Origin of the sequence: Ornithinibacillus bavariensis (assembly GCF_050433565.1) — a bacterium.
In the GTDB taxonomy this organism is placed as follows: Bacteria; Bacillota; Bacilli; order Bacillales; family Amphibacillaceae; genus Ornithinibacillus; species Ornithinibacillus bavariensis.
The window spans coordinates 41180-67424 of sequence record NZ_JBNPWZ010000010.1 but is presented as its reverse complement, the minus strand read 5'-3'; the positions used below and the strand labels follow the sequence as shown (position 1 = coordinate 67424).

General features: G+C 34.7%; 24 protein-coding genes and 1 pseudogene. 7 read left to right on the top strand and 18 right to left on the bottom strand.

Annotation, left to right across the window (positions count from 1 at the left end; all coding sequences use genetic code 11):
* Positions 1-59: 59 nt before the first annotated feature.
* Positions 60-1358 carry a PTS cellobiose transporter subunit IIC gene (celB, locus tag HNR27_RS14835; protein WP_429340329.1) on the bottom strand — a complete coding sequence of 433 codons (1299 nt, stop codon included), beginning with the start codon at positions 1356-1358 and terminating at the stop codon, positions 60-62.
* 1 nt (position 1359) lies between these two features.
* Complete coding sequence (locus HNR27_RS14830) at positions 1360-2682, bottom strand: 6-phospho-beta-glucosidase (RefSeq protein WP_429340328.1); 1323 nt, start codon at positions 2680-2682, stop codon at positions 1360-1362.
* A gap of 255 nt (positions 2683-2937) precedes the next feature.
* On the opposite strand from HNR27_RS14830, the gene HNR27_RS14825 reads away from it, so the two are divergent.
* Positions 2938-3666 carry a GntR family transcriptional regulator gene (locus HNR27_RS14825; RefSeq protein WP_429340327.1) on the top strand — a complete coding sequence of 243 codons (729 nt, stop codon included), beginning with the start codon at positions 2938-2940 and terminating at the stop codon, positions 3664-3666.
* A 201-nt stretch (positions 3667-3867) separates the two neighbouring features.
* Here the strand turns inward: HNR27_RS14825 and HNR27_RS14820 are convergent, their stop codons facing one another.
* The 11 genes and pseudogenes from HNR27_RS14820 to HNR27_RS14770 form a co-directional block, all read right to left on the bottom strand.
* Positions 3868-4590 (bottom strand): sulfite exporter TauE/SafE family protein, encoded by a 723-nt coding sequence (locus tag HNR27_RS14820; RefSeq protein ID WP_429340326.1) that lies wholly within the window; start codon positions 4588-4590, stop codon positions 3868-3870.
* 475 nt (positions 4591-5065) lie between these two features.
* Positions 5066-6145: a hypothetical protein gene (locus tag HNR27_RS14815; protein WP_429340325.1), complete on the bottom strand. Its 1080-nt coding sequence runs from the start codon at positions 6143-6145 to the stop codon at positions 5066-5068.
* 139 nt (positions 6146-6284) lie between these two features.
* On the bottom strand, positions 6285-7052 hold the full coding sequence (locus HNR27_RS14810) for an NERD domain-containing protein (RefSeq protein WP_429340324.1): 768 nt from the start codon (positions 7050-7052) through the stop codon (positions 6285-6287).
* A gap of 184 nt (positions 7053-7236) precedes the next feature.
* Positions 7237-7611, bottom strand: a complete 375-nt coding sequence (locus HNR27_RS14805) for a nucleotide excision repair endonuclease (protein ID WP_429340323.1) — start codon at positions 7609-7611, stop codon at positions 7237-7239.
* Positions 7612-7670: 59 nt separating this feature from the next.
* On the bottom strand, positions 7671-8270 hold the full coding sequence (locus HNR27_RS14800) for a branched-chain amino acid aminotransferase (RefSeq protein WP_429340322.1): 600 nt from the start codon (positions 8268-8270) through the stop codon (positions 7671-7673).
* A gap of 75 nt (positions 8271-8345) precedes the next feature.
* A complete protein-coding gene (locus HNR27_RS14795) occupies positions 8346-9647 on the bottom strand; it encodes a DEAD/DEAH box helicase (RefSeq protein WP_429340321.1) in 1302 nt (433 codons plus the stop codon).
* Positions 9648-10010: 363 nt separating this feature from the next.
* The gene (locus tag HNR27_RS14790) at positions 10011-12104 is read right to left on the bottom strand and encodes an ATP-binding protein (protein ID WP_429340320.1); all 2094 of its coding nucleotides are present in this window, start codon (positions 12102-12104) and stop codon (positions 10011-10013) included.
* A gap of 362 nt (positions 12105-12466) precedes the next feature.
* Positions 12467-12909 (bottom strand): annotated as a pseudogene (locus HNR27_RS14785) (restriction endonuclease); the annotation flags it as partial.
* 80 nt (positions 12910-12989) lie between these two features.
* Complete coding sequence (locus tag HNR27_RS14780; protein WP_429340319.1) at positions 12990-13325, bottom strand: DnaD domain protein; 336 nt, start codon at positions 13323-13325, stop codon at positions 12990-12992.
* Positions 13309-13896, bottom strand: coding sequence for a hypothetical protein (locus HNR27_RS14775; RefSeq protein WP_429340318.1), 588 nt, complete (start codon positions 13894-13896; stop codon positions 13309-13311). Before HNR27_RS14775 ends, HNR27_RS14780 begins: the two co-directional genes overlap by 17 nt.
* Positions 13897-13943: 47 nt before the next feature.
* On the bottom strand, positions 13944-14501 hold the full coding sequence (locus tag HNR27_RS14770; protein WP_429340317.1) for an RNA polymerase sigma factor: 558 nt from the start codon (positions 14499-14501) through the stop codon (positions 13944-13946).
* A gap of 309 nt (positions 14502-14810) precedes the next feature.
* On the opposite strand from HNR27_RS14770, the gene HNR27_RS14765 reads away from it, so the two are divergent.
* Together HNR27_RS14765 and HNR27_RS14760 are read left to right on the top strand one after the other, a co-directional pair.
* Positions 14811-15080 (top strand): helix-turn-helix domain-containing protein, encoded by a 270-nt coding sequence (locus HNR27_RS14765; protein ID WP_429340316.1) that lies wholly within the window; start codon positions 14811-14813, stop codon positions 15078-15080.
* Positions 15081-15116: 36 nt separating this feature from the next.
* The gene (locus tag HNR27_RS14760) at positions 15117-15590 is read left to right on the top strand and encodes a competence protein ComK (RefSeq protein ID WP_429340315.1); all 474 of its coding nucleotides are present in this window, start codon (positions 15117-15119) and stop codon (positions 15588-15590) included.
* Here HNR27_RS14760 and HNR27_RS14755 read toward each other — a convergent pair.
* The 4 genes from HNR27_RS14755 to HNR27_RS14740 all read right to left on the bottom strand — a co-directional run bounded on the left by HNR27_RS14755 (position 15579) and on the right by HNR27_RS14740 (position 21301).
* Complete coding sequence (locus HNR27_RS14755; protein WP_429340314.1) at positions 15579-15779, bottom strand: hypothetical protein; 201 nt, start codon at positions 15777-15779, stop codon at positions 15579-15581. The genes HNR27_RS14760 and HNR27_RS14755 overlap by 12 nt on opposite strands.
* A 338-nt stretch (positions 15780-16117) precedes the next feature.
* Complete coding sequence (locus tag HNR27_RS14750) at positions 16118-16273, bottom strand: hypothetical protein (RefSeq protein WP_429340313.1); 156 nt, start codon at positions 16271-16273, stop codon at positions 16118-16120.
* A gap of 452 nt (positions 16274-16725) precedes the next feature.
* A complete protein-coding gene (locus HNR27_RS14745) occupies positions 16726-19383 on the bottom strand; it encodes a DEAD/DEAH box helicase family protein (protein ID WP_429340312.1) in 2658 nt (885 codons plus the stop codon).
* Positions 19376-21301 carry a DNA methyltransferase gene (locus HNR27_RS14740; RefSeq protein ID WP_429340311.1) on the bottom strand — a complete coding sequence of 642 codons (1926 nt, stop codon included), beginning with the start codon at positions 21299-21301 and terminating at the stop codon, positions 19376-19378. Before HNR27_RS14740 ends, HNR27_RS14745 begins: the two co-directional genes overlap by 8 nt.
* Positions 21302-21476: 175 nt before the next feature.
* Here HNR27_RS14740 and HNR27_RS14735 point away from each other — a divergent pair, with 175 nt between their 5' ends.
* Positions 21477-21971 carry a hypothetical protein gene (locus tag HNR27_RS14735; RefSeq protein ID WP_429340310.1) on the top strand — a complete coding sequence of 165 codons (495 nt, stop codon included), beginning with the start codon at positions 21477-21479 and terminating at the stop codon, positions 21969-21971.
* Between the two features lie 442 nt (positions 21972-22413).
* On the opposite strand, the gene rlmH is transcribed toward HNR27_RS14735, so the two are convergent.
* The gene (rlmH, locus tag HNR27_RS14730; protein ID WP_429340309.1) at positions 22414-22893 is read right to left on the bottom strand and encodes a 23S rRNA (pseudouridine(1915)-N(3))-methyltransferase RlmH; all 480 of its coding nucleotides are present in this window, start codon (positions 22891-22893) and stop codon (positions 22414-22416) included.
* A gap of 364 nt (positions 22894-23257) precedes the next feature.
* Here rlmH and HNR27_RS14725 point away from each other — a divergent pair, with 364 nt between their 5' ends.
* The 3 genes from HNR27_RS14725 to HNR27_RS14715 are packed head-to-tail and all read left to right on the top strand — an operon-like array spanning position 23258 to position 26230.
* On the top strand, positions 23258-24004 hold the full coding sequence (locus HNR27_RS14725; protein WP_429340308.1) for a hypothetical protein: 747 nt from the start codon (positions 23258-23260) through the stop codon (positions 24002-24004).
* Positions 24005-24045: 41 nt separating this feature from the next.
* Positions 24046-25284 carry a polysaccharide deacetylase family protein gene (locus tag HNR27_RS14720; protein WP_429340307.1) on the top strand — a complete coding sequence of 413 codons (1239 nt, stop codon included), beginning with the start codon at positions 24046-24048 and terminating at the stop codon, positions 25282-25284.
* Between the two features lie 31 nt (positions 25285-25315).
* Positions 25316-26230, top strand: a complete 915-nt coding sequence (locus HNR27_RS14715; protein ID WP_429340306.1) for a M23 family metallopeptidase — start codon at positions 25316-25318, stop codon at positions 26228-26230.
* Positions 26231-26245 lie beyond the last annotated feature (15 nt).

Below are 26245 nucleotides of genomic sequence, written 5' to 3'. Positions count from 1 at the left end.
TTCTGTGTATGATTCACGTATATATGCAAAATACTAACGACGCTATATTCACGTCAACGTTATCCTACTTTTTTACTTGTACTAGCATTCGTAACATTCCTAGCCATTGACCTGTCTAGAACCTTTAAGAATGGTAGATAAAGTAATGCACCTACAGTTAAATTAACAATTTGTAATATGGATCCCGCTATTGAGCCACCTGTAGCTAAGTAACCTCCGATTATTGGCGGTGTGGTCCACGGTACCATAACTACCGTTTTTGGTACAAGTCCGATAGATGTCGCAAAGTATGCGATTGTTACATTCACAAGCGGTACCAAAATAAACGGAATGAATAACATTGGGTTCAAAACAATTGGTAATCCAAAAATGATAGGCTCATTAATATTAAATAGTGCAGCTGGTGCACTCATTTTTCCTAAGCTTCTTACTTGTTTAGCCTTAACTGTTATAAATAAAGCGATTAGCAGCGAAATTCCTGTACCTGTACCACCCATTGCAACAAACACATCCAAGAATGGTTTTGTGATAATGTATGGTACATCGTGTGCAGATACGCCTTGTTCAAATAGCTTTGTATTCTCCAATAGTCCAGGCAGGTACGCCGCTTCAATAACAGGCTCTAAAATATTCGACCCATGTAATCCAAAGAACCATAGAAATGATTTGGTAAATTCAATACCCAAAACTGCAGGCAATGTACCAGCGGCATTTTGGAATGGTGCCTGTATTGCCTTATAGATTAAGTCTTGCAGGCTTACACCAATTACATCAATGAACAATACCTGTAATAACCCAAAAATAAAGAGTACAATCATGGCAGGAATAAGGGATGCAAATGATCTAGAAACAGCTTCCGGAACACCATCAGGCATTTTTATGGCGAGATTCAACTGCGATAATCTTCTGAAAATTTCCGTTGCTACAATTGCTACTAAAAGCGAAACAAATAAACCTGCTGCAGACATCCATTGAAGTGAAATTCCACCATCTTCCGTCATTGGAGATATAATAATTAAGGACGCAACAGATACTAACGCAGCCGCTAAAGCATCCACATTATATGACCTTGCTAGGCTATAGCTGACCCCTATAGCCACAACTAATGAGATGATTGCAAATGTTCCATTCCATATATAACCGCCAAGATCCTTCCAGCCTTCTCCAAATATATTCACCATGAAGTTTTGGAAAGGTTCAATTGGTAGATTATTAATAAGTACAGCTAATGACCCAATAATAATCAACGGTAATATAGCAGCAAATCCATCACGTATTGCTACTAAATGTCGTTGTGACCCTATTCTTCCTGCAACAGGAAGAAACTTATTCTCAAAAGCTTTGAATACATTTTGCATTTTAATTCCCCCTTAATTTGAATTGTGGTAAATCATGTTTATGTGCTTCTAATAATTCATCCAGAATTACCTTGCTACGTTTTTCATCCTTCATTAATGGATTCATGACCATTGCCAAGTATGCATCATGATAATCTCCCGTAATTGCTGCGCGAATGACAAGCTCTTCAAAGGCTTTCATTTGCTGAATTACCCCTTTGACACTATGTGGTAAGGCTCCTATCGAAATAGGCTTAGGACCGTCCTTCGTGATAACGCTATTAATTTCTACAACCGAATCATCCGGCAAATCAGAAATAGCTCCATTATTCGTGGTGTTTACTGTTTGTATATCTTGTTTATTATTATAGATAGAATCCATCAGACTGCATGCGACATCACTATAGAACGCGCCTCCACGTTTTTCTAATTCCACTGGTTTGTCTCGCAATTCTGGGTTTTTATAAAGCTCAAAAAGTGATTCTTCTAGCTGCTGGACAACCTCTGCTCTTGTGCCATGTTCTTCATAGGCTTTAAGGTCCTTCTCCAGCACATCTTTCGTTTGAAAATAATATTGATGATATGGGTTCGGGAGGAGTCTCGTAGACGCTATAAATGTTTTGGACCAGCCAAGGCTAACGATATTCGCTGGTGAATAATCAAGCCCATCACTTTCGATTAACTTTTCCAGAACTTCATCGATTCGGTCGATTCCCTTAACAAATACTTTCTGACCAAATACGAAATGATTCATACCGACGAATTCAATACGAACATCCTCCGGTGATACACGAAGAATTTCAGCAACTGAATGGCGCATATTATAAGGAATATTACATACACCAATAACTTTTTTATGTGGCGAATGTTTTAACAGCGCTTCTGTTACAATCCCAGCAGGATTGGTAAAGTTAATCATCCATGCATCTGGGCAAATGGTATGAACATCCTGTGCAAGCTCCATCAGCACTGGGATGGTACGGAATGCCTTAAATACGCCACCAGCGCCCTTTGTTTCCTGACCAATAAAGCCATGACTCAAAGGAATTCTCTCATCCTTTGCACGTGCATCCAGTCGACCTACCCGGATTTGTGTGGATACGAAGTCTGCATTCTTAAGTGCTTCCTTCCGATCCAATGTCCACGATAGATTAATAGGTTTCGCCGATTTCTCAATCATTCTCAATGCCAAATTCCCGATAATTTGTAGCTTTTCCTCCCCCTCCTTAATATCAACAAGTACGATATCTGTTACTGGAAAGCTTTCATGCCGTTTAATAATTCCCTCGATAATTTCTGGTGTATAGCTGGACCCACCACCTATAATAACTAGTTTTAGTGTCACTACAAGTTCACTCCTTAGGCTCTTGTTGAAAGCGCTTAAATTTTAAATTACGTAAATTTAAGCAACTACGTGTGTTTCCTTATCTCAAAATGTATCATACAAATTTATAATTGTCCATACATTTTGTTTTAATATTCGTATTGTACGTACAATATGAATGGGCGATGAAATTGTAGTGTCCTTTGTTACCAATTGTTATTATTTATATTATCCTGTACACTAAAAATACACAGAAAGTTTTAAGGAGTTACTACAATGGAAAAAAGCCAATCATTACATGCTTATATAAAAGAGGAATTACTCAATCGAATAAAATCGAATGAATATAAAAAGGGAGAGAAAATCCCTACTGAGCTTGAGCTGTGTAGGGACTTTGATGTAAGTAGAACTACAGTAAGAACCGCCTTAAATCAGCTCACTCTAGAAGGATACCTAACAAGGCAGCAGGGTAAAGGCACCTTTGTAGCCGAACAAAAGCTAAAACAAACACTATCCCATACCGTGAAAAGATACAGTGATCAGGTAGCTGTTCAAGGCAAAAAGGCAGTAATTGAGCTTATCGCTATCAATGTTGTCCCGGCTAATGAATTTCTAGTTAAAGCATTAGATGTTACCTTGCAGGATCCTATCCAGCGAATTGAGAGAGTACGGAAAGCGAATGGTGAACCAACACAATATGAAATAGCCTATATACCATGGGATGTGGCACCTGGAATTACAAAAGAACACGCGGAGACATCCTTATATGGCTCCCTAAAGAATGACTTTAATGTTCACATTGCAAAAACAATAGAACATATCGAAATTGCCTTTGCTGATGAACGCTCTAGTGCATATCTACACTGTGAAGAGGGCTTGCCATGCTTCTATATTGAAACTACCGCCGAAAATGATTTAGGACAAATAATCGAATTCTCACGTTCCTACTTTCGCGGAGATAAGACAAACTTTATGATTGAGCGGAATTATCCGTTCGAGGGGTAGGTTGTTTTGTATTTGTGGTGGTTCAAGCAGTTTTTCGGTATAGGAAAAGGACGTTTAAACAGGCAGACTGTCACTGAGTAGATTTATGGTAGAAGAAAAGTTTTTTTCGAATAGAATCATCGGGGAAATCAGGATTGGAGTAGGAGGTAATTTTTCTAATCGGGAATGCGATACGATATGAGTAGAAAGCATTCCTCCTACTTACAATAGCCCCAAACTATCAATCAGTAAGAAAATCACTGTAAACAATAGAATTACATATGTAAATATACGAAACACATTTTGATTGATCATCTTAAATAATAATTGCCCCACATACAATCCAACAAATACTAATGGAATTGCCCATAAGCTTGATACCCAGATTGTCTTATTTGTTCCGGTAAAAATAACTTGGATGACTAAACTAACTACGTATATAAATAAATAGAAGGCTAATGTGGTACTTCTTAATTTTTCTTTTTGCGTATCTGATCCAGAAAAATATAGTAGTAATGGTGGCCCTGGCATCCCAATACTTGTTGTGAGTGAACCTGAGAGTCCACCTACAAGTAAGTCTCTCTTCTTTGTTTGGTTAACTCTAAGTTTAAGAATAAGCATGATTGTTAATACGAAAATAATAATGCTCACACCAAACTTTAATTTATTTATATCGATTAACAAGAAGATAATAATTCCAACGGGTAGACCAGTAACACTTCCTACTAGAAATCTTTTAAGGACTCCAATATCAATATCCTCTCTGATTTTCATTATTAATGCACTAGATATTATCAAAGATAATATTAAATTTATTTGAATTGCCTCATTAGGTTCAAATATTAAAAGTAAAAAAGGTGTAGCCAAAATTGAAAAGCCGAACCCTGTACTAGCCTGAAGTATGGAAGCGACCAAAATAATTAGAATAAATGCTATTGTCTCCATAGAACACCTGCTTTTCTTATAACATAAATTCACTTTCCACTACGGGGTTTTGTGCCAAAAAATTAGGATACCGTTACAAAACGGTATCCTATTTACATATATTTTAACATTTCGTTTATTGTTTGACTATTTAAAAACTAATTCTACTGGACTAAGAGTGACAGGCACTTAACGTTAGAAAAATTCCCGGATATCCTAGCACTAAAGTTATGGCTTGAGTTGAAAGCTGCAAATTCCTCTGTATTTAAGGGTTTGCTATATAAGTATCCTTAAGCATAGTAACACCCTAACGATTGAAGCATCTCAACTTGTTTTTCTGTTTCTACCCCCTCAGCAATAAAGTTTGCTTTTAAGGATGACGGTAAATTTATTCATTAGTATGGAAATGTTGGTCTAAATAACAGGACTGAGCATGGGGAAGGATCTGATGTTAAAAAAAATGAAACATTAGATCGTTCCCCAAGTTTTATAGTATTTATAATATATGATTTACTTTTAGTTTTTGAATAAAATTATAATACTTAACGAATACATTAATATACTCCTGTACTCGTTCCTCCAGCGGAAGGCTAACTTCTAAATTTAACTTTGCAATTAGTCTTAACCAATCTTTATTCTTAACGCCTTCACTTAATTCGATCGGGATTCCTAAGGTCTCTTTTAGCTGTTCAAAGTGTTTTTCTTTTATATACTTAATGATTTTGGTTCCTTCACTTACAGAAGACTCTAACGAAATTAATGCAGTTCCGTCTTTCTTGTAGCTGAAAACGAAGTGCCAAGGAATACCTAACAATTTATGACCTTTAAAGTAATTTCTTTGGCCGCCATATCTACCTGAGTAGTTGGTTTGCGTAGTTATTGATTCTTCAACAGCTTGAAGAAATTCAATAACATCTTTGTCACCCTGTATTGTTCTCTTTTGTTTTTCTGTTCTTTTTCTTATATAATAGTTTTCTAATTTGTATGGCGGAATAATTTGTTTTGTGTCTACTATTAATTCATCATTTAATTTATAGGGCTTGATAGATACACATTTAATATCAATGCTGTTTTCATAAAGCCATGTACACACAGATAGAATACGTTTATCAAATTCCTTCCCAACAATAATGATACGTTGTGTTCCATTTAACATAGCGTTTAGTTCATCTTCATCTTCCGCTTCTAGAAACTCAAGTAATGATTGTTTGGCGTCTACACCTTCAAGATGCATTTCAATGTAATGGGTATAGATATCTAAAATATCTTGTTGACTTAGTCTAGCACAATAGGAGGCGTATTTTAGTGCTTGAAAATCAACATCACTACCAGAAGTATCTCTTTTCACTTCAATTATGACGACATTTCCGTCTTTATCTAAAGCTAGTAAATCAAGCCTCTCATTTACCTCAAACTTATCATACTCATGTCCTATTATTAGTAGGTCTTCACCTAGAACTTCTGGGCTTTTACGAATCCATTCTTCTATATGTTGTCGTTCCTTTATATCGTTATCAGCAAATGTGGTCTCAGTTAATTCTATAAGTTGGTTGTCTGTAGGATGTAAACGATACAATATTATTACCACCTTTCATAACAAACAATTAAATTCCTTGCTAGATTATTAAATTGCCATCGAATAGTAAATCTAAATGTTGGTACTCCACTGCTTTCCTGTTGTTTTCACTTAGTTATTATACTGCCGTTACTCTAAGTCACAATTTCCCAGTATACCTACACTTAGGATAATTACTACAACCTAAAAACTCCCCATACTTCCCTTTCCTTTTAACCAAATCAGAATCACACTTTGGACATTTAGATTTATCAAAATAAGTAGTCTTACTCTTTGCTATATCCAATTTAACTTCTTGGACATGCTGCTTGCTGATTTGCTTTTTTTCTTTCTTATCAACAACAACTAGTTTGTTTAACTTACTTTGTACATTATTAATCAATGAATTACCGATTATGGTTGCGTTATTAGCTTTAATCGTTTTATATAAGTCTCTGAAATGAATTACATGTGCTCGGGTAAATTTCTCTTTGAATTTAAAAGTAGATTGGTTAGAGAATGCAATTATTGATGTAAAATAGTTTTTTTCTATTCCTAGATAATCCTCTAGCCCTTTAATGTGACCAGCGTTTTGCCAGATTGGATTAAACAGCTTTTCCTTTCGTTTATATATTACTTGTGTCCAATATTTACTTTTTTCATTTCCAAATATCCAACCATTATAAGCCTTTGTTTCAATCACAAAAATACCAAATGGCGACACAACAACATGATCTACTTGAGTCGTTTTATTTTCTTCTGTCGGGATATACAAGTCATGATAGATTTTATAATCATTTCCATCTAGTTTACTAAGGAGTTTATTAACACGATTCTCTCCATATCTCCCTTTTATGGTCGCGTAATTATAGTTGATGAAAAATAGGACTAGAAAAAGGATAATTAAAAATAAATATATGAAAACCATAAGAATCCCCCTAGTAGTAAAAATATGGTAATGGTGTTAATTTAATATTACCATATTAATCTAAACTATCGTGAAAATTCCCTGATATGGTAAAACATTAAGGGAACAAAGGGACGGTTCTCTTGCTTACTTTTACAACAGTAAGGCAAGTGAACCGTCCCTTTGGTAATACTTATATTCAGACTTATTTATAAAATACTTTGTCAACGTTGTATTTCGACTTGAGCTGATTAATGATATATGTTTCATAAATTTCTCTTTCCATTGGATTTTCTACTAAACAAATATCGATTCTATATACTTCGTCTCTGTGCATTTTAATGGGTGAAACAGTACCCTCAAAATGTTTTTTTATTCTTTGGCGTAGTTTCCGTGCCTTTCCAACAAAAAGAAGCTCATCATTTATATTATAAAATAAGAAAATGCCACCTTTATCTCTTGGTATTAGATGAAAATCAATAAATCCATAAATAGGTTTGATTTGCGGTTCATTCTCCTTCAGAATTTGCTTACGTTCTGTAATCGTAATATCTGGAGTGGGTATGCTAATTTTTATCATGTTTAAATACGTCCCTTCTTTGTATAGAAAGTAATGCGATATACCAGTTAATTCACGTCCTAACTTCCTTCTTCTACTCTCTCCACCAGTTTAAATATAAATCGATAAATTAACCGATATGCTTCCTCTAATGACATCTCCTCATTAAACCCTTGCACATAATTCAAGGCAAAATTTAAGTCCCACATGCCATCCTTTTGATTGAAAATCAATTCAAATCTTGCTTCATCTCCATGTAATTCTTTACTTAAGTTTTCTTTAAGAGATATCTCATGCTTTTTCTGCAACTGCAATCCTACCATGACATCGTATGTACCAAATACATCACTCACTTCCAACGAAATCGCATCGACGCCAATTAGTTCCAACCAATTCGATTCTAAATATAGAAATTCATTTTTGTGTTTTTGAAGGTAGTCAATCGGTTGTTCTAAGAAAACGAATGATTCTTTAGCAATCGTTTCTTCTGTTTCTTTATTGCATCTTTCTATGTAGGCATCTAGGAAACGTGTCGTAGGATCTTTTTCTATTAATGTAATGTCATTTGAGATTAAATCATATTTCTTAATAAACTCTTTTTCTTCTTGATATATTTCAACCTTATGCTTTTCACTCATCAATTCTGACGAAATGTATTGTTTCATTCGTTTATGTAGCATTGTTGTGTCCTCCTGGATGTGGTGCCTGTTACCCGTGCGGTACTGCATTCGGTTAAGCACGACGTTATTCACTCGTTAGCGAGTACGTTTTCTTCCTCTTGTTGTATTACCTGAATTGCCTTTAGGTCGACGATTATTAGGTTTCCTACTTGAAGAAGGCTTTGCCGAATTCCTGCTGTCTTTTCTACTACCTTCAGAGGTACTTGCTTCTTTTAATTGTTTACGGTTTACTCTATCATAATCCTCCCGATCGGGGATACTTACCCCTTGAATCACTTGTATTTCAAATTTTTGATGAATCCCTTTTTCGATCATTCGTAGGAACTCCATATCCTTAGGAGCCACTAACGTAATGGCAACCCCGTCTCCACCTGCACGCCCAGTTCGTCCAATGCGGTGAACATAGCTTTCCACATCATGTGGAATATCATAATTATAGACATGTGTCACCCCTTCTACATCAAGGCCCCGTGCAGCAACGTCTGTTGCAACTAAAAATTGAGTTTTCGCCTCACGAAATCGTTTCATCGCTTTTTCGCGTTTGGACTGTGTTAAATCACCATGCAATTCGTCTGATTCATAGCCGCTCGCAATCAATGCATCATGTAGTTTTTTTGCACGAACTTTTGTACGACAGAATATAATCGCTAAAAAAGGACGATGTTCTTGGATTAAATGTAGTAAAGTTGCTTGCTTTCTTCTATCCGTTGTTTCAATAACAACTTGTTTGATCTCATCAAGTGTAACACGTTTTGCTTTCACTTCAATGAATTCTGGCTCTACCATATATTTCTTTGCTACAGAGCGAATTTCGTTAGGCATTGTTGCTGAGAACAGCATGGTTTGTCTAGAAGAAAGTGTTTCATAAATAATGTCATCCACCTCTGGAAGAAAGCCCATATGTAACATTTGGTCCGCTTCATCTAACACAAGCATCTGAACCGTAGAAAGATTGATTGATCCACGATGAATATGATCTAATAACCGACCTGGTGTTGCTACGACTATATGCGTGGCACCTTTTAACTTTTTTAACTGATGCACTACATCCTGACCACCGTACACAGCTAACGTATGGATGCCTTCTACGTTTTCAACCATTCTCTTTATTTCTTTTGAAATTTGCTGCGCTAATTCTCTTGTTGGAGTTAATATAAGTGCTTGAACATCTGACTTTTGCACATCAATCTTTTCCAGAATCGGAAGAACAAAAGCCAACGTCTTTCCTGTTCCCGTTTGTGCTTTTGCAATAACATCCTTCCCCTCTAGTACTGATGGTATCGTCCGTTCTTGGATGATTGTCGGAGTTACTATTCCTAATGACTGTAATGTATGGTTAATCTCTTTTCGAATACCAAGTTGTAAAAAGTCAAGCAAGGCTAATCACGTCTCATTTCGTATATTAATGCCAGTTTATTTTTTCTAAGGCTAGTTTACTATAGCATATTGGTTAGTATTTACAGAGTGAATTGGCATTATTAATTTAAATGGAGCATGGGGGACCGTTCTATCTTGCTTCATCCAACTAAATTTTGAAGAGCAGGATCTGACACTCTGATTCATTTTCGCCATTCTAAACAAAAAGAAGTAACCCACCTGTGACAAGGTTTTGTAATCTATTTATGATAAGGCTCACCGTGGTAATTTAAGAGGCAAAAAAACGCGTATTAGATGTTTATTTAACTCTAATACTCGTTAACTATTCCAAGCAATAAACATGGGTATTTTTTAATCCAGTTGTTAATTAACTTCAACTAGATTTTCTCTTTGTTCACCCTCTTCCAACTCTTCTAATGTATATTCTATAATCTCCGGCACATCAAGGAGCATTGGGGAATTTGAACGGAATGCTTTTCCTGCAACAACCGCTTGTCTAAACTTTAGTTGTGGCAACATTGCTGATATCTCGGTACCAAAATAATTTGAAAGAAAATCTATACTAGTTTTATCATACTGCTGAAATGCAACAATGGAATTACATTGAGTTAAAATTGTTTTCGATACATTTGCAGTTCTTTGGGCAATTACTAGAAGTCCTATATTATATTTTCTACCCTGAAGTGCTATTTGTGCGATTGAGTTTATTAAAGGTTGTGAGGATTTATCATTAACCCCCGAAAAGTTCCATTCAGGAATAATAGTATGTGCCTCTTCCAATACTAAACATATTTTGTTATTTGGATCTTTTCTTTCCTTGGCGATTTTAAATAATGCTTTAAAAAATGTTTGAGTATATTTAATTATTGACGAGGAATTATCAATTTCCGGTAATTCCAATAGAGCTAAATTGTGTTGTCCATCCAAAAAGGAATTTATTTGATGTACCATAGTTCTAAATACATTTAACTTTAGCCCTCTTGACTCATCATTATCTTTGTTAAAATTTTTATCCATTATCTTTTCTATATTCCCTATCGTTTTGAATAATTCTTCAGCAATATCGGGCTTAATTATTTCTGTCGGCTTTTCGTCTAAAAACTTTTCTTTATATTCACCAGTCAAATCTATACAAATAACTTTTGTCCCGTCACCTAAAAATTCTTTAATAAGATTTCTTGAGAAAACTGATTTTCCTGTTCCAGTAACTCCAACAACTGCCATATGATGGGTTACAGCTAATTCCTTATTCAAGATTATGGGATAATTAGTATTAGGCAGATTACCAAGATTAATTTCACCTTCAAGCAATTCACTTTCTTTAATATTTCGGGCTAAAAAAACTGGAGTATTAATCTCTGGCACCCATCCATATTTGGTAAATTTGCCTTGTTTAATATTCCAAGTTCCTAACTGGACTGCTTCACCTTGAATATATCCAGATTGATTCATCATAGATAAATTTATTAATTCTGTTTTTGCATCAACTATTTGATAGAGTACTGTCTCTCCGTTACAACTAACTTCTAATACTGTTCCAGCAGATATTTCCTGATTTGAACTATAATGAAATTTTATTTTCTCTATAGAAGACCCTTCTGAAATTATACCTACTAAGCTTGAAATATCTATTGTTAAATCGTCTTCTTTAGAAACAGGATATACTTCATCAACTATCAATTTGTTATTTAACTGAGATTCTAGCTCTCCATAAGTAATAACTTTTAGCCATTGCTCATTATCTAGTAATATTTTTTCAAATATAAATCCTGTATGTATTTTATTATCTCCTGAAAATCTTACCTTTACTAAATCAAATTTATCTACAAAGTTATTATTATTTAATTTAACCATAAATGTATTCTGAGCTATTACTGCAAAAATATTACCTAAACTGGTAAAGTTGCTCTTAAAACCCTTATTAAAAATATTTGATAAACCTTGATAGATTCCATTATTATTAAGAATCAAAAACATAACCCAAAAAGTTAATAAGAAATTAAATTCTTTCGTATTAAATGCATATTTTATAGATAAACCCCATAGGAATAATACGGAAAATAATGTTAAAGGCTTACCTATAAGTTGGTTTAAATTCGAAAAAAATAATACATATTTATTTTGACTTACAAATTTATTCTTCCTTATAAACATCAAGATAAAGCTACTCATAGCTAAATATAATACTAAATTTAGTATTATATAAAATAGTCCTTCTTTCACTTCAGAAGTTAATAAAAGTAGTGGGAGTAAAGCCGTAATTGAATTAACAAATACATTTGAATCCTTAGAAAAGAAAGGCTGGTCAACTAATGATAATAAAACTATTAATAGCATCCCAGAACTAAACCAAAACTGAATTAATAAATTATTTATTCCACCTTCTATATATATCCCCAATATTAATAGGACTATAATAGAAAGTACACTTAATGTTAGGCGATAATATTTATTCATTTAATCCCCCATTTAACTACCTACTTATTTTCCGAAATTATCTCTATTTTCATTTTTTAGTTCTGCTGCGTATTTCTTAACACAATTCCTTAAATCTATATGTTTCATTATCAACTCTTTATGAATCATATACCACGTAATATAGTAGGTATTTCATTTTATGGAATTGAAAATACACCCATTTAGAGTCTCAAAATGTATTTCAATTCCATTTTATCATATAACATTGGTTTTTGTAATCTATTGTCGAAATAAAGTGAATATTCTAGGCGTTTTAAAGGGAGGTGTATCCAATTTGGTGATCGGAGAACTAAAAAGTAGGGGGCTGGATATCACTAGAGTACATTCTTTACCAGCAGAACTCACTCCGGCACATAAATCCTCCTCAACGGAATTAAACCCTTTACATCAGGCGGCATCTCTTCATACCAATCCATAACCAGGTTTACTAATTCATCAAGTTCGATTACCCGAACAGAATATTGATTGGCAATATCTAAAGCATTAGACGTGAATCCCCCAGTAGAGATAAAAAGGCTACTTGCATCCATTGGATGGGCACCTAATAATTGTTGGATTTCTGTAGAGGTTGCCTTGCTTTTTCGGTGCTTTACTTGTGCCTTTATTATAGGCTTTTGCAGTCCCAAGGCTCCTTGTAAGCTAATACATCGACCCCACCATCAGGTCCCCTAGTACTCTCCTCTATAAAATATCCCATTGCAGATAGTAAACCAGCAATTAATTGTTGCATTTGCCATGGATTGAGATTATCAACCTTCTCTTTGATGATCCTAAGCACTATACCTTCTTTCAGCCACAATAATATCAACTCATTATAATCCCCAGCCCTAACCATCCACCATTTCGCCATTAAATCCCCTCCCTCTAATTTTTATATTTCTTTAATATTTCCTCCATCTTTACTATGTCTTCTTCACTTACATTTTGCTTATGTATCCTTTTCTTACGCTTTCTCTCTAAAAACCAATCTGGTACAACCTCTTGGTTTCGTGCATTGCGATACTGCGAATTACTATTGCTTCTACGCGCATTATTCATTGCTATTTCCTTAGCTTTCAAGGTTTCCACCGATTGAATGCCCTGTTTTACCCAAGCGTTCAATATCCCCTTCACATAACCAAATGTAAACTTCCCACGTTCTAGCGCTCGCTTCATCGCCTCCATGACAAAGTCATCACCAAATTCATAAATCCATGACAATAGTTCCTCCGCTATAATGGACTGACCACTCCAAAGTTCTCTTTATAAAATACAATCGCATCAGACAACTCTTCCTTTTCATTTCGTTTTCTTTATTTTGTTTTATTTCTTTTTGTTTATTTAATAGGTTCGTTTGGCGGTCTATTTGTGGATTCCCCTGTAGGTTCGGCTGATCGTTCGTCAACCGGTTCAGGTGGAAGCCCGTTTGCTGGTTCATGGTGTGATCTGCCTCCTGCTTTCCATCTATTTCTTCAACTGCTGTCTTTTCTTCAAAGGCAGCGCAATTCATCTTATACAATCGTTTCATTTTATAAGATGGTGCCGAATTACGCCCATTTGAACGACACTTTACTAATCCACGCTCTTCCAATTCCTTTCTCGCTCTTTTAAATGAACTATCTGTTAGCCCACCCTTTAACTTCAATACGGTAGCAGACACCGTGAATTCCTCTATCCATGCAGCCTTATTGTTAATGTGCATTAGCGTATGCCATAGATTTACCGCTGATGCAGACAATGGTTCTCTCTCCATCAAGTCATAAAAGGCATTAATCTCTTTAATATAATTCACCTATATATCTCCCTTTCTATTAATGGGGTGAGGATACCTCACCCGATCTATTTAGTTGAAAAGTCTTTGGAACTAGTAAGCAAATCGGAAGCTCGTAATTTCTTCTTGGCTTCCCGTGACCAGCTCTTTACTGCATCCACACTAACTCCCTCTTTTTCCGCAATTTCCTTCTGGGACAGACCTTGAATAATAAAATAGTTCACCCATTTCCACTGGTTTGTACTTAGAAATTCCTTTAACTCGACCCATATTTCCGTATCAGCAACCTCAATACCCTCAGATGAGCGTAGTGGCATTCCACTAATTGTTAGACGATTTCCATCCAGTTGTTCTATTGTTTCCTTCTGTACATAAGCCTCATTAATTTTCTGTTCTCGCGTCTTACTGCGAATCAAATCAATTAAGCGATTCCGAATTATAAAATTAAAGTAAGTCGCTAGTGGCCCTTTATCAGGTTGATAGTTTTTATAGGCTAGCCACATTGCATAGAGCCCCTCTACATAGAACTCATTATGTGGATCTCTAATTTGCAGCTTGTGTATATGATAATAAATTCGCTTTTCATTCTGCTTAACTATTTCTTCGAAGGTGAAATCCTTATCCATCCAATACTCTCCTTCACGGTTTTATATGTGCCGGCACGATAAGGATAGTTTGTCGGCTAGAAGTTGTCACATTGCTTAACTTTTAGAAATGTGGCGGGAAAATTGCAGTTTCTATTATGAAGAGTAAATTTTGTTATATAAAAATCGTTCATCATTCGATTTTTGGTTAGAAACTACAAGTTAGGTAGTTTTTTCAATCATTTAAATAAAAAATATTTAGTTTACATATTTTGTAAAAATCAATACGTTCGTTTGTGGAGCATTCCCGATACTCCTATGAAAATTAGGTACAAAAAGGGATGTGCCTAGGTGGAAAAAGAGCAGCTTAAGCTAATATCCAATCTTTTCGGTAATGAACTAAGAAAACATAGAATGGTTGATAGGGATATCACTCAGGAAAGATTTGCACAAGATACTGGCATTGGCCCTGAACATATTGGTGAAATCGAAAGAGGAGTCAAATTGCCTCGTATTGAAACGCTGTTAAGATTGCGTAATGCAGGAGTAGATATCAATCGTATTTTTGATCATATTATTGAGGAATTGGATTCCAGAGGATTGGATATTAGGAAAGAATAGAAAGAGAATTTCAACTAATAAAGGAAGATAGATATAATGAGTAAGATTTACCCTCATTATGAAATAAACGAACGAACAATGGCGCTGTTGCCTAGTAACAATTTTTGCTACCATACAATTGCAATGGAAACAGATCAAACATTGTTTATAGAGAAAACCCCTTTTGAGATTATCAAAAGGGGTTGTTTGGATAACTTTTGCTCATTTGAAGGGAGAAGGGAGGCGATTAAGCATCTTACTGGGTTCAGCCGACAGGTTCCTATCCCAATAAGTATTTATCGAAATATCTTTGCCTTCCCAACACATGCTTTGAAGGATTGGAAGTGTGGTTGGTTATTTTTCAATCATGTAGAGAGTATAGTCGAGGATGTCTCAGGGTACCGTGAAACTCTGGTAATATTCAAAAATGGAAATCAGTTCAAGATGGATGTACCTAAATTGGAATTATTTAAGCAATTGGAAAGGTCAAGTTTAATCAAATCGTTGTCAAGTAGAGTTCTAAGGAGTTAATTCGATAAAGAAAGGATACCGTTCTATAATTTCTTTATAAGTACCTTTATCTTTTACAGAGTAAATAGTATTAGGGTGGTAACACTTTTGATGAGTAACAGTATTTAATTCATCCAAGAAAACTTGATCTTTCATTTTGTATAGTTTTTTACAATTAGGGCAGCGTAGTCGGTCGAAATCATGGTTCATTTATTTCCCCCTTATCTCTTATTTATTATTAGTAGTAATTCTATAAAAGTTTAGAATTTCCTTCTCAAAGATGGAATATATAAAGTATTTACAATTCATGGCTAGATGGGAGTATAGGATTTGTTTCAAATCACGATGCAATTTATATTGATGGAAGTTAAGTTTCAATCTGCTTTCATAATCACTTTACATTAGAGTAGTATTCCCCTGGTCTTATTAAGTATAACCATTCAATAGAGTATTTAATTTAACATTAGCATGAATATTTACTACAACTCCTAACCACTCAGGTTGTTCAAATTTAATGACATGTTTTTTATTTAATATAGTTAGGATTTCTACAAAGATATTGTCTTCTTCAATGATATAGAACTGCCATTCGTTTCAATAATACCCCTCCCCACATTATCCCATTTGTCGGATTCATTAATCTTTTGAATGCATGTATTAATTGCACCCATCAGCCATTCTACAAAAACTTGTTCTGTAATCATAGACATACGTCCTGAATTAGGATTTAATTCTAGTCTATTTACTAACACATGGAAAATGCTTTAAAAAATGGAATCTACTAAAATTATTGGTAGATTCCATTTTTACCTTAAGTATAAAACTTGTTTTACATTAATATTCCCAACATTAATCCATACTTAAGAAACTTATATCGCAGATAAAGCGAAATATTATTATCGTAGGTGGAAACAATTAATCACCTATCTTTTAAATCAGTGCTAAGCAGTTCAACAAATGATGCCATGTTCATTTCATCCATTGTTTGCACAGGATCATCAATTAAAAGCGTCATTATTCCAAAACATCCATAAACCTTGTTCAGAGCCAGTCTAAAGACTATTACTGTTGACGAAAGCTGTCCAAAACTAAAGTTTTAGAATTGGAAAGAGTTATGTAAAAAAATAAAAAAACTAAAACTTAATTTCTACTTACATTATTCAAATTCGTCAATATAGGTTTGATCAAACAATCCTTCTCGATCAATACCATCATCGATTTGTCTTGTACCAGGAAGTAATTTGTTTCTAAAATCTTTCATGAACATTTTCTTCTCTTCTTTATCTTCAGTATAAAACTTTAATCCAATAATTTTTACTGAATTTGATTCATGGAGTATAACTATGTCCTTTCTGGTATTAAGAGATAACAGAAAGTCTTCTTTCCATTTATCTTGTTTCTTTATATGCTCACCCTTTGGTTCTATAAATACTTGATATGTTACATCCTCTTCTTTTAAAAATAGTAGGAAGTCAGGCATAAAACCCCTTACACCATTAATTTCTTTAATTTTAACCTTTCTTTCATTTCGAATAAGAAATACTTCATCATACTTGGTTTCTAACTCATCTATTAATGCATTAATATCCTTAATAAAATCATATTCAAGACCATTAACAAGAGCTTGATCATAAATGTACCAGTCATTCCCTCTCATTGGATATGATTGTATACTCTCTTTTGAATTGCTTAAGTTTGTTTTAACTACATTTGTTTCTATTACGTAATCATTAATTAAGCTAGAAAACGCAACCCCTTCAAACTCTGGAGTACCTCTTTCCCTAGAATAATTTGCAACAAGCTTTTCCTCAGAATCTTTTAAAAACGATTCAACAAAAGAAAGCTTTTCAGATGGAAGTAAATCATTGATTGAAATGTTAGTTGGTAACCTAAGAGTAATTGTAACTCCTCCAAGGAATTCTGGTTTTTCAATAAACTCTTTTATACTTTTAATGGCTGGCATATAATTCTTCAAGTTACTAAAGCGGTAGAATTTATTTCTTTGAATTGCTTTCCACCATAATCTTTCATCAATTTTCATCTGCTCATCATGGAAATCTCCTAATCCAATTGATGCCGATGAAAAATTCTTCTTACCATATTGCGTTTCTAGTGCACGTTCAAATTCTTTATTATAATTAGGATCTATCTCGTAATCTAAAAGAGATTTATAGTCATCTGCTGTTGTTTCAACTACTCGATTAATATATATCTTACCTTCTCTAAACAAGCGATGTTGCCGAAACTTATTTTTAACTTTTGCCTCGTATCTTTGAATTTTATCCTCTCTTGTTACAATTCCGGCAGCATCTAATGACTTCTCAAGATTTTTTATATACGCACTGTCATTAATTGTATGATAATGCAAGCTTTCTAATATAGATAACCGACGATTACTATAGTCAAATCTCCTAACAAAAGATTTTTGTCCTTTAATTTTGAATGGAAAGTAACGAGCACCTCTTCCAATTAATTGGGCTTCTGAATCAGTAGCATTTTTAGTGTTACTTGCACTTTCACTTAAACGGACAATATCATAAAGGTTTAAGACATCCCAACCTTCATTAAGTTTTGCAACTGCAAAAATAGCACGAATTGGATTATTAATATCCTCTAATGTATTAAGTAATAAAGCGTCTCTCTCAGAAAAAATCTCCTGCGTGTCAACTGTTAAAACCGTATCATTGGTAAAATCATTTCGCAAATCACGTATGACTTTAGTAAGATCCGCTTCACTATAATACGTGAACATATCTTCCCAAACGTTTCTTTCACCCTTATTTATGTTTAATCCCCTTTCTATCCTTTTTGTCAACATTTCTATTGTAATATTGTCGAGGATACTAAAGAATGCATCTCTTGCAGCCTTTGATAATGCTATTTTTTGAGATTTAAACATAATCACTGGTTTCAACTCAACATCGATTTCACTAGCAATATACTTTCTATACTGACTAAGTAAAATTGCATTTATCATTTTGGATTCATCATCTTCATTTGCCCTAGCTAGAAGCACATTTTTCGAATAACCATGATCCATAAACTTTCTTAGATCATACTGAAAGACAATTTTATCCTTATATTTTTCAAATAATGATTCCTTTGTTAAATCAAGAGTAGCAGTGAATTCAAACATTTTATTTCCAGGATTACTATTCATTATTTTGTTTACAGTTTTTTCCCAGTTTCTTTCTTCTATCATTTTCTTATCGGGACTCTTTTTCCTTTTTGTTTCTACGTTTATGTGATGTGCTTCATCACTTAGAAGAACAATCGGTTGATCTGCAAGTGATACATATGTCAGCCCATTTTCTCTGGGTTCTTCTAACTCTCGATGTAACTTCTGTATAGTTGTAAGTTTTAAATAAATTGTATTGTCTTCAGGTAATACTGGAAAGACATCAACAATTTGAATATTTATTTTTTTACCGTCAATTTCAATGCCGTCAGTATCAAATAGATACTTTGGAGAAATAGGGTTTGTTAGATTATCCCTAGTCTTTCTTATAATCGCATCACTATTTACAAAAAATAAAAAATTTTTGTAATTTTGCTCTTTGAATAAATATAAGATTGTTGATGCTAGAACTGTTGTTTTACCAGAACCTGTTGCCATATGGAACAAAAGATGGTTCACTAAAGTATTTGTACCTGCCCTCTTTTGTATATATATAAAATGTTCAAGGGCTCTTTCTTGATAAGGACGCAAATCATGGTTTAAATTTTTAGTTATATAGAGAGGGATAGGATCGGGAGTATTCCATATTTCTTTTAACGCACATTCTATCCTTTTATGCAAAATGTCCTTATTCATTTTCCACTCCCCTTTCGTAGAACGAATGGTTGAAAGATTTCTCTACTTCACCTAAACCATAAGAAGAATCATCTATCTCAGAATAAGGTACATAGTACTGGTTTTGATCAAGGATCCCGATTAATACTTTTTTCTTTTCCTCAATAGACAAGGGCTTAAAATCTTCATCATCATTGGTAACCCTTTCCATTTCCACTTTAAAGTTTAAGAATGCATTTTCTTTAATATCATCTATTATATCGTCCAGCTTATTTTCTTCTTTTGTTTCTTCTATCAGACGAATAAATTTCTGATTTTGTTCCATTAATTCAGCAAATACAAAACTAGAATTCTGTTCTTTAAAATCTTCGTCATGTATTAAGCTCTTCATTCTTTCTACAATAACACTCTCTACATATTCCATTTGCTCAACTAAAATATACTTACGATTTCCTCCATCGTTTTTGTTTAATAACATTGTGGCATGCCCTGTTGTTCCACTTCCAGCAAAGAAGTCTAGAATTAATGCATCTTTTTTATTTCCAACTACTGCATACAAACAATCATAAACTGCATACACCGATTTTGGAAAAGTAAATGGATTATCAGGTACTAGTTTACCTAATAATTGCTTTCCATAAATATTGGAATCATATCTTGGATCCTGCCACACAGTTTTATATTGACCAAAGTCTTTCCCAATTTGTATGTCAAGAATTCCATCTTTACCTTCGACACATGTTAACATATGTTTTATTTGTTCTACAGTTTGACGTGCATATCTCCATTTTCTTTCAACTCCACTAGAATCAATTGGATAGACGTAAGTATAACCACCTATATTCTCGTTCTTTTCTGGATGAACATTATCAGCTGTAACATCACCAAAACCAACAATTTCATTATTTTTTACAATAATTGGGTAAAAACAATTCTTGGCATCCTCTCTTCGAGATTCACCGCCCCAATTTCGAAGTGGTGACCAAGAGATTTCATCCTCTGAAAGCTTCCTATCAATTATTGTCTTTTTACCTTGAGGAATAATAAAGTATGCAAACTCATTTGTATATGAGAAGTTAGTCCCCTGAATACCCCTTGGATTATGAACTATAGTTATTAAATGCTTTTCATAATTAGGAAATATTTCATCTATCAATACTCCTAGATATGCTTGTTCATTTTCATCAATTGCAACAATCATTGCACCGTCTGAAGTTAATAATTCTTTAGCTGCTTTTAATCTATTTTGCATAAAAACTAACCAGGTAGACCTATTGTATTTATTGTTATATAGAAATGTATTATTTGAACTTTTTACATTGTATGGTGGATCGATATAGATCAAGTCAACTTTTCCAGCAAACCTATTTTTCAAACTATGAATAGCTAACAAATTATTGCCTTTAATTATTAGATTATCACTATCATTAAACTCAGTTGCTTTTTCAATATTATTGAAACTATATCTTTTAACATTTGCCAACACTTTTGGTTCAAATAGTATGTCTATTTCTTCTTTTGCTAATATATTATGATAATAAATTTCACTCCTCTTTCTATCGTCTTTTGTCATTCCTCCTTCTAATACCGTATCTTTATATGGAAAATTTAAAACAACATCTGTGTTATATCTTAAGTATCTCCCCTCATTAGCTAATCCTATTTCATTACTGTATCGAGTAAAACTGTCATTCCAATAGTCTTTATACCTAAAGAAATCAATAAATTCCTCTTGTTTAAAAACAGTTACACCTTCGACATTGATAGAATAAGTCTTTTTAATAATTTCATCAGAAAGTAATGCCTTTAATAAATTGTGGTCATAATTTTTAATTGCATCAATAACTTTCTGTTTATTTAAAACACCATCATTCCAATATTCATCAAAAGTCTTTAAGATATCTTTAACTCTAGTTACAAGTGTTGTTTCAATCCCCATCAAAATTCCTCCCTCATGATAAAAATCTATCTCCTATTATAGATGATGTTGTGATAAAATCTCAATTTTACATATTCTAGTTGGTATTATCCGAAATCACTTGTGGAAATAGAAGCTTAAATATATAATATAATGGAAATATTTCCATGATTTGCTCTAAAGGGGGATGAAGAGGATGGCGGATTACACAAATGATTATGTACTACAATCAAAAATTATAGGTACAAGAGCAACAATTAAAGGGCTAGCAGATTATCACATTAGCGATGCAATTGCATTAGTTGATCGAGAAGCTGGAGTACATCAGCTTTCTGGTCACTATGCAAGTATTGTACCTCTGGCAGTTTTTTTCTCTCATAAATACCCATCATACCTTGCAAATATCAAAAACAGAACTAGCCTAAGAAATGGTATGGGTGAGACTTCTGGACTTGGTTACCAAGAAGCCAGGAATTCAGAAATATGGTCACCTATTAAAGATGCTATGGCCGACTTCAAGGCAATATATGGGACTGACATAATCACAAAAAATAGTAACGGTGATCCAAAAACTGTTAATGATATTCTAAATTACCTTTCTGAGAAATATTCAGGAAATTTAAAAACAGGTGGTGGTGGAGATACCGTATTTAAGAGAACCTTAAAAATACTAGGACATATCTTTTATTAGATGCCTTTCCCTCTTAAATGTTTTTATTTTGGAATAGACACTACTAGTAAAAATAATAACTCAAAGAAAATTAATATGTATTAGTATCTGCCTCGGAAATTTTCTAGAAAGTTAAATGCATTTACCCTTATAACGCTAATAAAGTAAATAAGCAATATTCAAATTCCAGTTAAATTATGTAATAATCTTGTAGGTTCGTTTAAGAGGGATTATTTTTGTTAAAAGAATTAAACTTGTTTTTGACATTAACAGAATAAATGAATATAAAAAACGCTTACACTCGAATTGTAGATAGAATCGAATATTATTTATCTGAAGAAAAGATTTCCGTTATTCTTACATTTCACACGGTTTCTCTTGGAACAAATAGACTTTAGAAAAACATCATCAAAAATAACGAATCGAATGACAAAATGCCAGCTTTTATGCAATATTCTACCCTCTACTTATGATAAGGCTCCCCCCTAACAATCCGAAACCCCCGATAAATCTGTTCAAGAAGAATCAACCGCATCAACTGATGAGGAAACGTCATCTTAGAAAACGACAGGGCAAAGTCACTCCGCTTCTGCACCGCTTCACTAATCCCAAGTGATCCACCAATCACAAATGCCAGCTTACTCTTCCCATACGTCGCAAGCTCATCCATCTTATCCGCAAGCTGTTCCGAGGTAAGCATTTTTCCACCTATTTCTAATGTAATGACATAGGTATCCTGCCCAATATGCGATAGAATTCGTTCGCCTTCCTTTCGCTTTATCGCTATCGTTTCTGCTTCACTCATATTCTCCGGTGCCTTCTCATCCGCTACCTCTACAATCTCTACCTTGGCATAAGCAGAGAGCCGCTTCATATACTCATCGATTCCTTGTTTTAAATACTTCTCTTTCAATTTTCCCACTGAAACTATTGTAATCTTCATTTCATTCCGTCCTCTCAAGGATTGTCTACCAATAGTGTACCAAACCTATAGATTTTTACCACTCCACACAAGACTTTATTCCTATAACAACCCACACTTATCGTCCTCGCATTCAGGACGAAACGCCTAATAATTTCTATTCTATTAATCTCTCAAGATGAATATATATTATAAAGTTCAGATTTTCCGATTCATTAGTCCTAAAAATCCCGCTTCAAAATAACGCAAAACCCTACAAAACTACTATTCTTTGTTGACATTCCTCGACAAGGATTTACAATAAACATAAGAGTATTCTATATTTTGGCACGAATGCCATTGATATACAAAAATATATTGCTAGAACCATGGAGAGGAAGATTACATGTCAAAGGAAACTATGGAAAAGAAAGGGCTTGGCTGGTTCAAGGGAAATCGCACTTCAGATTCCAATGAAACCTGGGAAAATATTATAACAGACAAGGAAACCACTCAAGCACCCGTAGAAGAGATACCCCTTACCCCAGAGGTTGCAGATCAACTAGAAACTGCAAGTAAATCTATTTTTTCCAAGGAAAATCAGGACAAGGTATCACTGGACGTAATAGTTGCTGTAGAGAACCTATTAAAAGACCGTCAATTAGTGAAGATAAAACACAGCACAGTAGAGAAGCGCCTACAGGAAGCGAATGAGATGATTACCCGCTATAAGCAGGATTTGGAGAAGCGTGATCAGCTCCTAAATGAAAAGAATAGGGAGATTCAAGGTCTAGAAAACAGCTTAACGAACAAGCAGATGTCCTATGACCAATTGTTAGAGGATTATAAAGAATACCAGCAAAATTCCAATACGGAGTATGAACAGATTGTGAATCAGCTAGAAACCTCACAGGACAAATATGAAAAGCTAAAAGAAGAATCTACGAAAAGCCAATATGAAAGCATGCTGAAGATTAATGAACTAGAAGAAAAGATTCGTAGTATCGAAATCGAGAATAAAAAGTATGCTTCCCAGTACCAGCAAATCGTAGATGAAAAGAATGAATTAATGCAAACCATTAATGACTTCACCCAGCGGATGTCTATTAGCTTTGCACCGAAAACTACGACGAGTTCATCGGAGCAAGCGTAAGAGATAAGGAATACCTTCAGTATAGAAGGGGGAAATTAGCGATGTATCAATTAAAGCTACTTCAGTTGCTTGGCATTCATGAATACGAGAATAGCTTTTATTTAGAGATCAACCTACAGTTGGATGAGGAAGCTCACGTTTTCTGGGAGGTCGACTCCGAGACAGCATTAAGTCTGAAGCGTGTAAGTGATTTTTCCAATGAACATTTATATCGACTTTCCTTTCATACAAATAACAATAAAAGTAGTATTACCAAACACTATCTGGACCAGAGTACACGTATCGAGTTTACCTGTTCAGACCAATACATAGAGGCTTTAACAGCATTAAAACAATTGGAAGCGATAACAGAAATAGACAAACTTCCTTTTATTTCTCGTAAATTAGCGAAGAATACTAGCCAAGAGTCTAGCCAAATGCTAGAATCAGAGGTAAAAGATGGTAGTGTACCGAAGACGAAGCGAAAGCTTTCTTGGCTAATCACACCTCTCCTTATCACAGTTCTTGCCATTTTCACGGCATATACAGGACATTCTATACTGATAAGTGCTAGCACGCTTTCAAATGGTGAGGCGTTACGGGTAGATCGTCCTTCTACGAACAAAGCATTATCGCTGGAAGAGGAGCAAGTGAAAGAAAAGCCGGAAACGATGTTATTAAAAGAAAACATCACGATAGAAGAGAATCATAAGACTCCATACGTTGAACTAATTGAAGACATTTCTAGTAAACTACCAAAAGGGATGGTTGCTTTAACCTTTGATGATGGCCCTTCACAGTTTACGGGTGAAATTGTTGATATTTTAAAGGAGTTTGGAGTAGGCGGAACCTTTTTTACCATTGGCACGAATGTTAATCAGTATCCTGAACAGGTGAAGTATATCGCTGAAAATGGTTTTTCCATTGGTACCCATTCGATGACACACGCTAATTTAGCAGCAAGCTCCAAGTCTAAGCAAGAAAAGGAATTAGTTCAATCATCGAAGGCTATTGAAGCGATCACTGGTGATCCGGTTACGTTATTTCGACCACCGTTCGGGGCAATGAATGACACGACGACACGTATTGTCATGAATCACGGTAAGAAAACCGTTTTATGGAACAATGATACGAGAGACTGGGAATCTCGGAATGCCGGGAAAATTATCCAGCATATTAAGACTACTGATGTTACTGGTTCCATTATTCTTCTTCATGAAACAAAAGCAACAGTAGATGCACTACCAGCAATCATTACTTATTTACTGGAGCAAGACTTACAGATTGTCACATTGCGTTAATCGGTAAGTGGTTTCAGAAAGGAGTTCCGTTTTGAAAGGAAAAAGTAAGCGAAAACGTATGCTAACCTTCACTATTCTTTCCAATGATGCAAGGGAAGTGGTGACAAGGTTCCGGATTCGCCGCGGCTTGATGTATACGCTATTTGCACTTCCAATCGTGCCAGTGATGGCACTAATTTATTTTGTCAGTGTAAATCTAGAGCAAAAGGCAGAAATAGACAAGCTGTCCGATCATTTACGTGTGGAGATGTCTAAGAGTGAGAATCTGGAGAAAACGGTTAGCACTTTAGAGAAGGAAACTGGTCAAACGAAAGAACGACTAGAGGAATTAACAGAGCTTGAGAAACAAATGCGTTCTTATATGGACGAATTACCAAATATGGTTGATCCAAGTGGTGGGTTACTTGTATTGGCAGATGAGACAAGCCTTTCCGAATCGACGGATGGGCTTACCTTCCTGCCATCGACTGAACTACTCGAGCGTTATAAGGATACACTTGCCACAATGGATGAGGTTAGTGGAGAATTGGCGACAACCCCAACGGCTTGGCCAACCAATCCGAATGTGATTACCTCTGATTTTGGTGGTCGGAATGATCCATTACAGCAATCTGCCTCCTTCCATACTGGTGTCGATATTCGCGGGTATTACGGGACACCAGTCTATGCCACCGCAGATGGGGTCGTGACCTTGGCTAAGTATTACGGTAGTTACGGTAATGCTATCCAAATCAAACACTCTGGAACATATCAGACGTTATATGGCCATTTGATGGAAATTGACGTAGAGGTTGGAGACAAGGTGAAAAAGGGCGATATCATTGGTTCTGTTGGCAGCACTGGAAGGAGTACTGGCCCACACCTTCATTATGAAGTGATCATCAACGGGAAACCAGTTGATCCGAAGGCCTATTTCAACATATATGGGGAATTCGATATCGAATAGCGGAGTAGAAAGGAA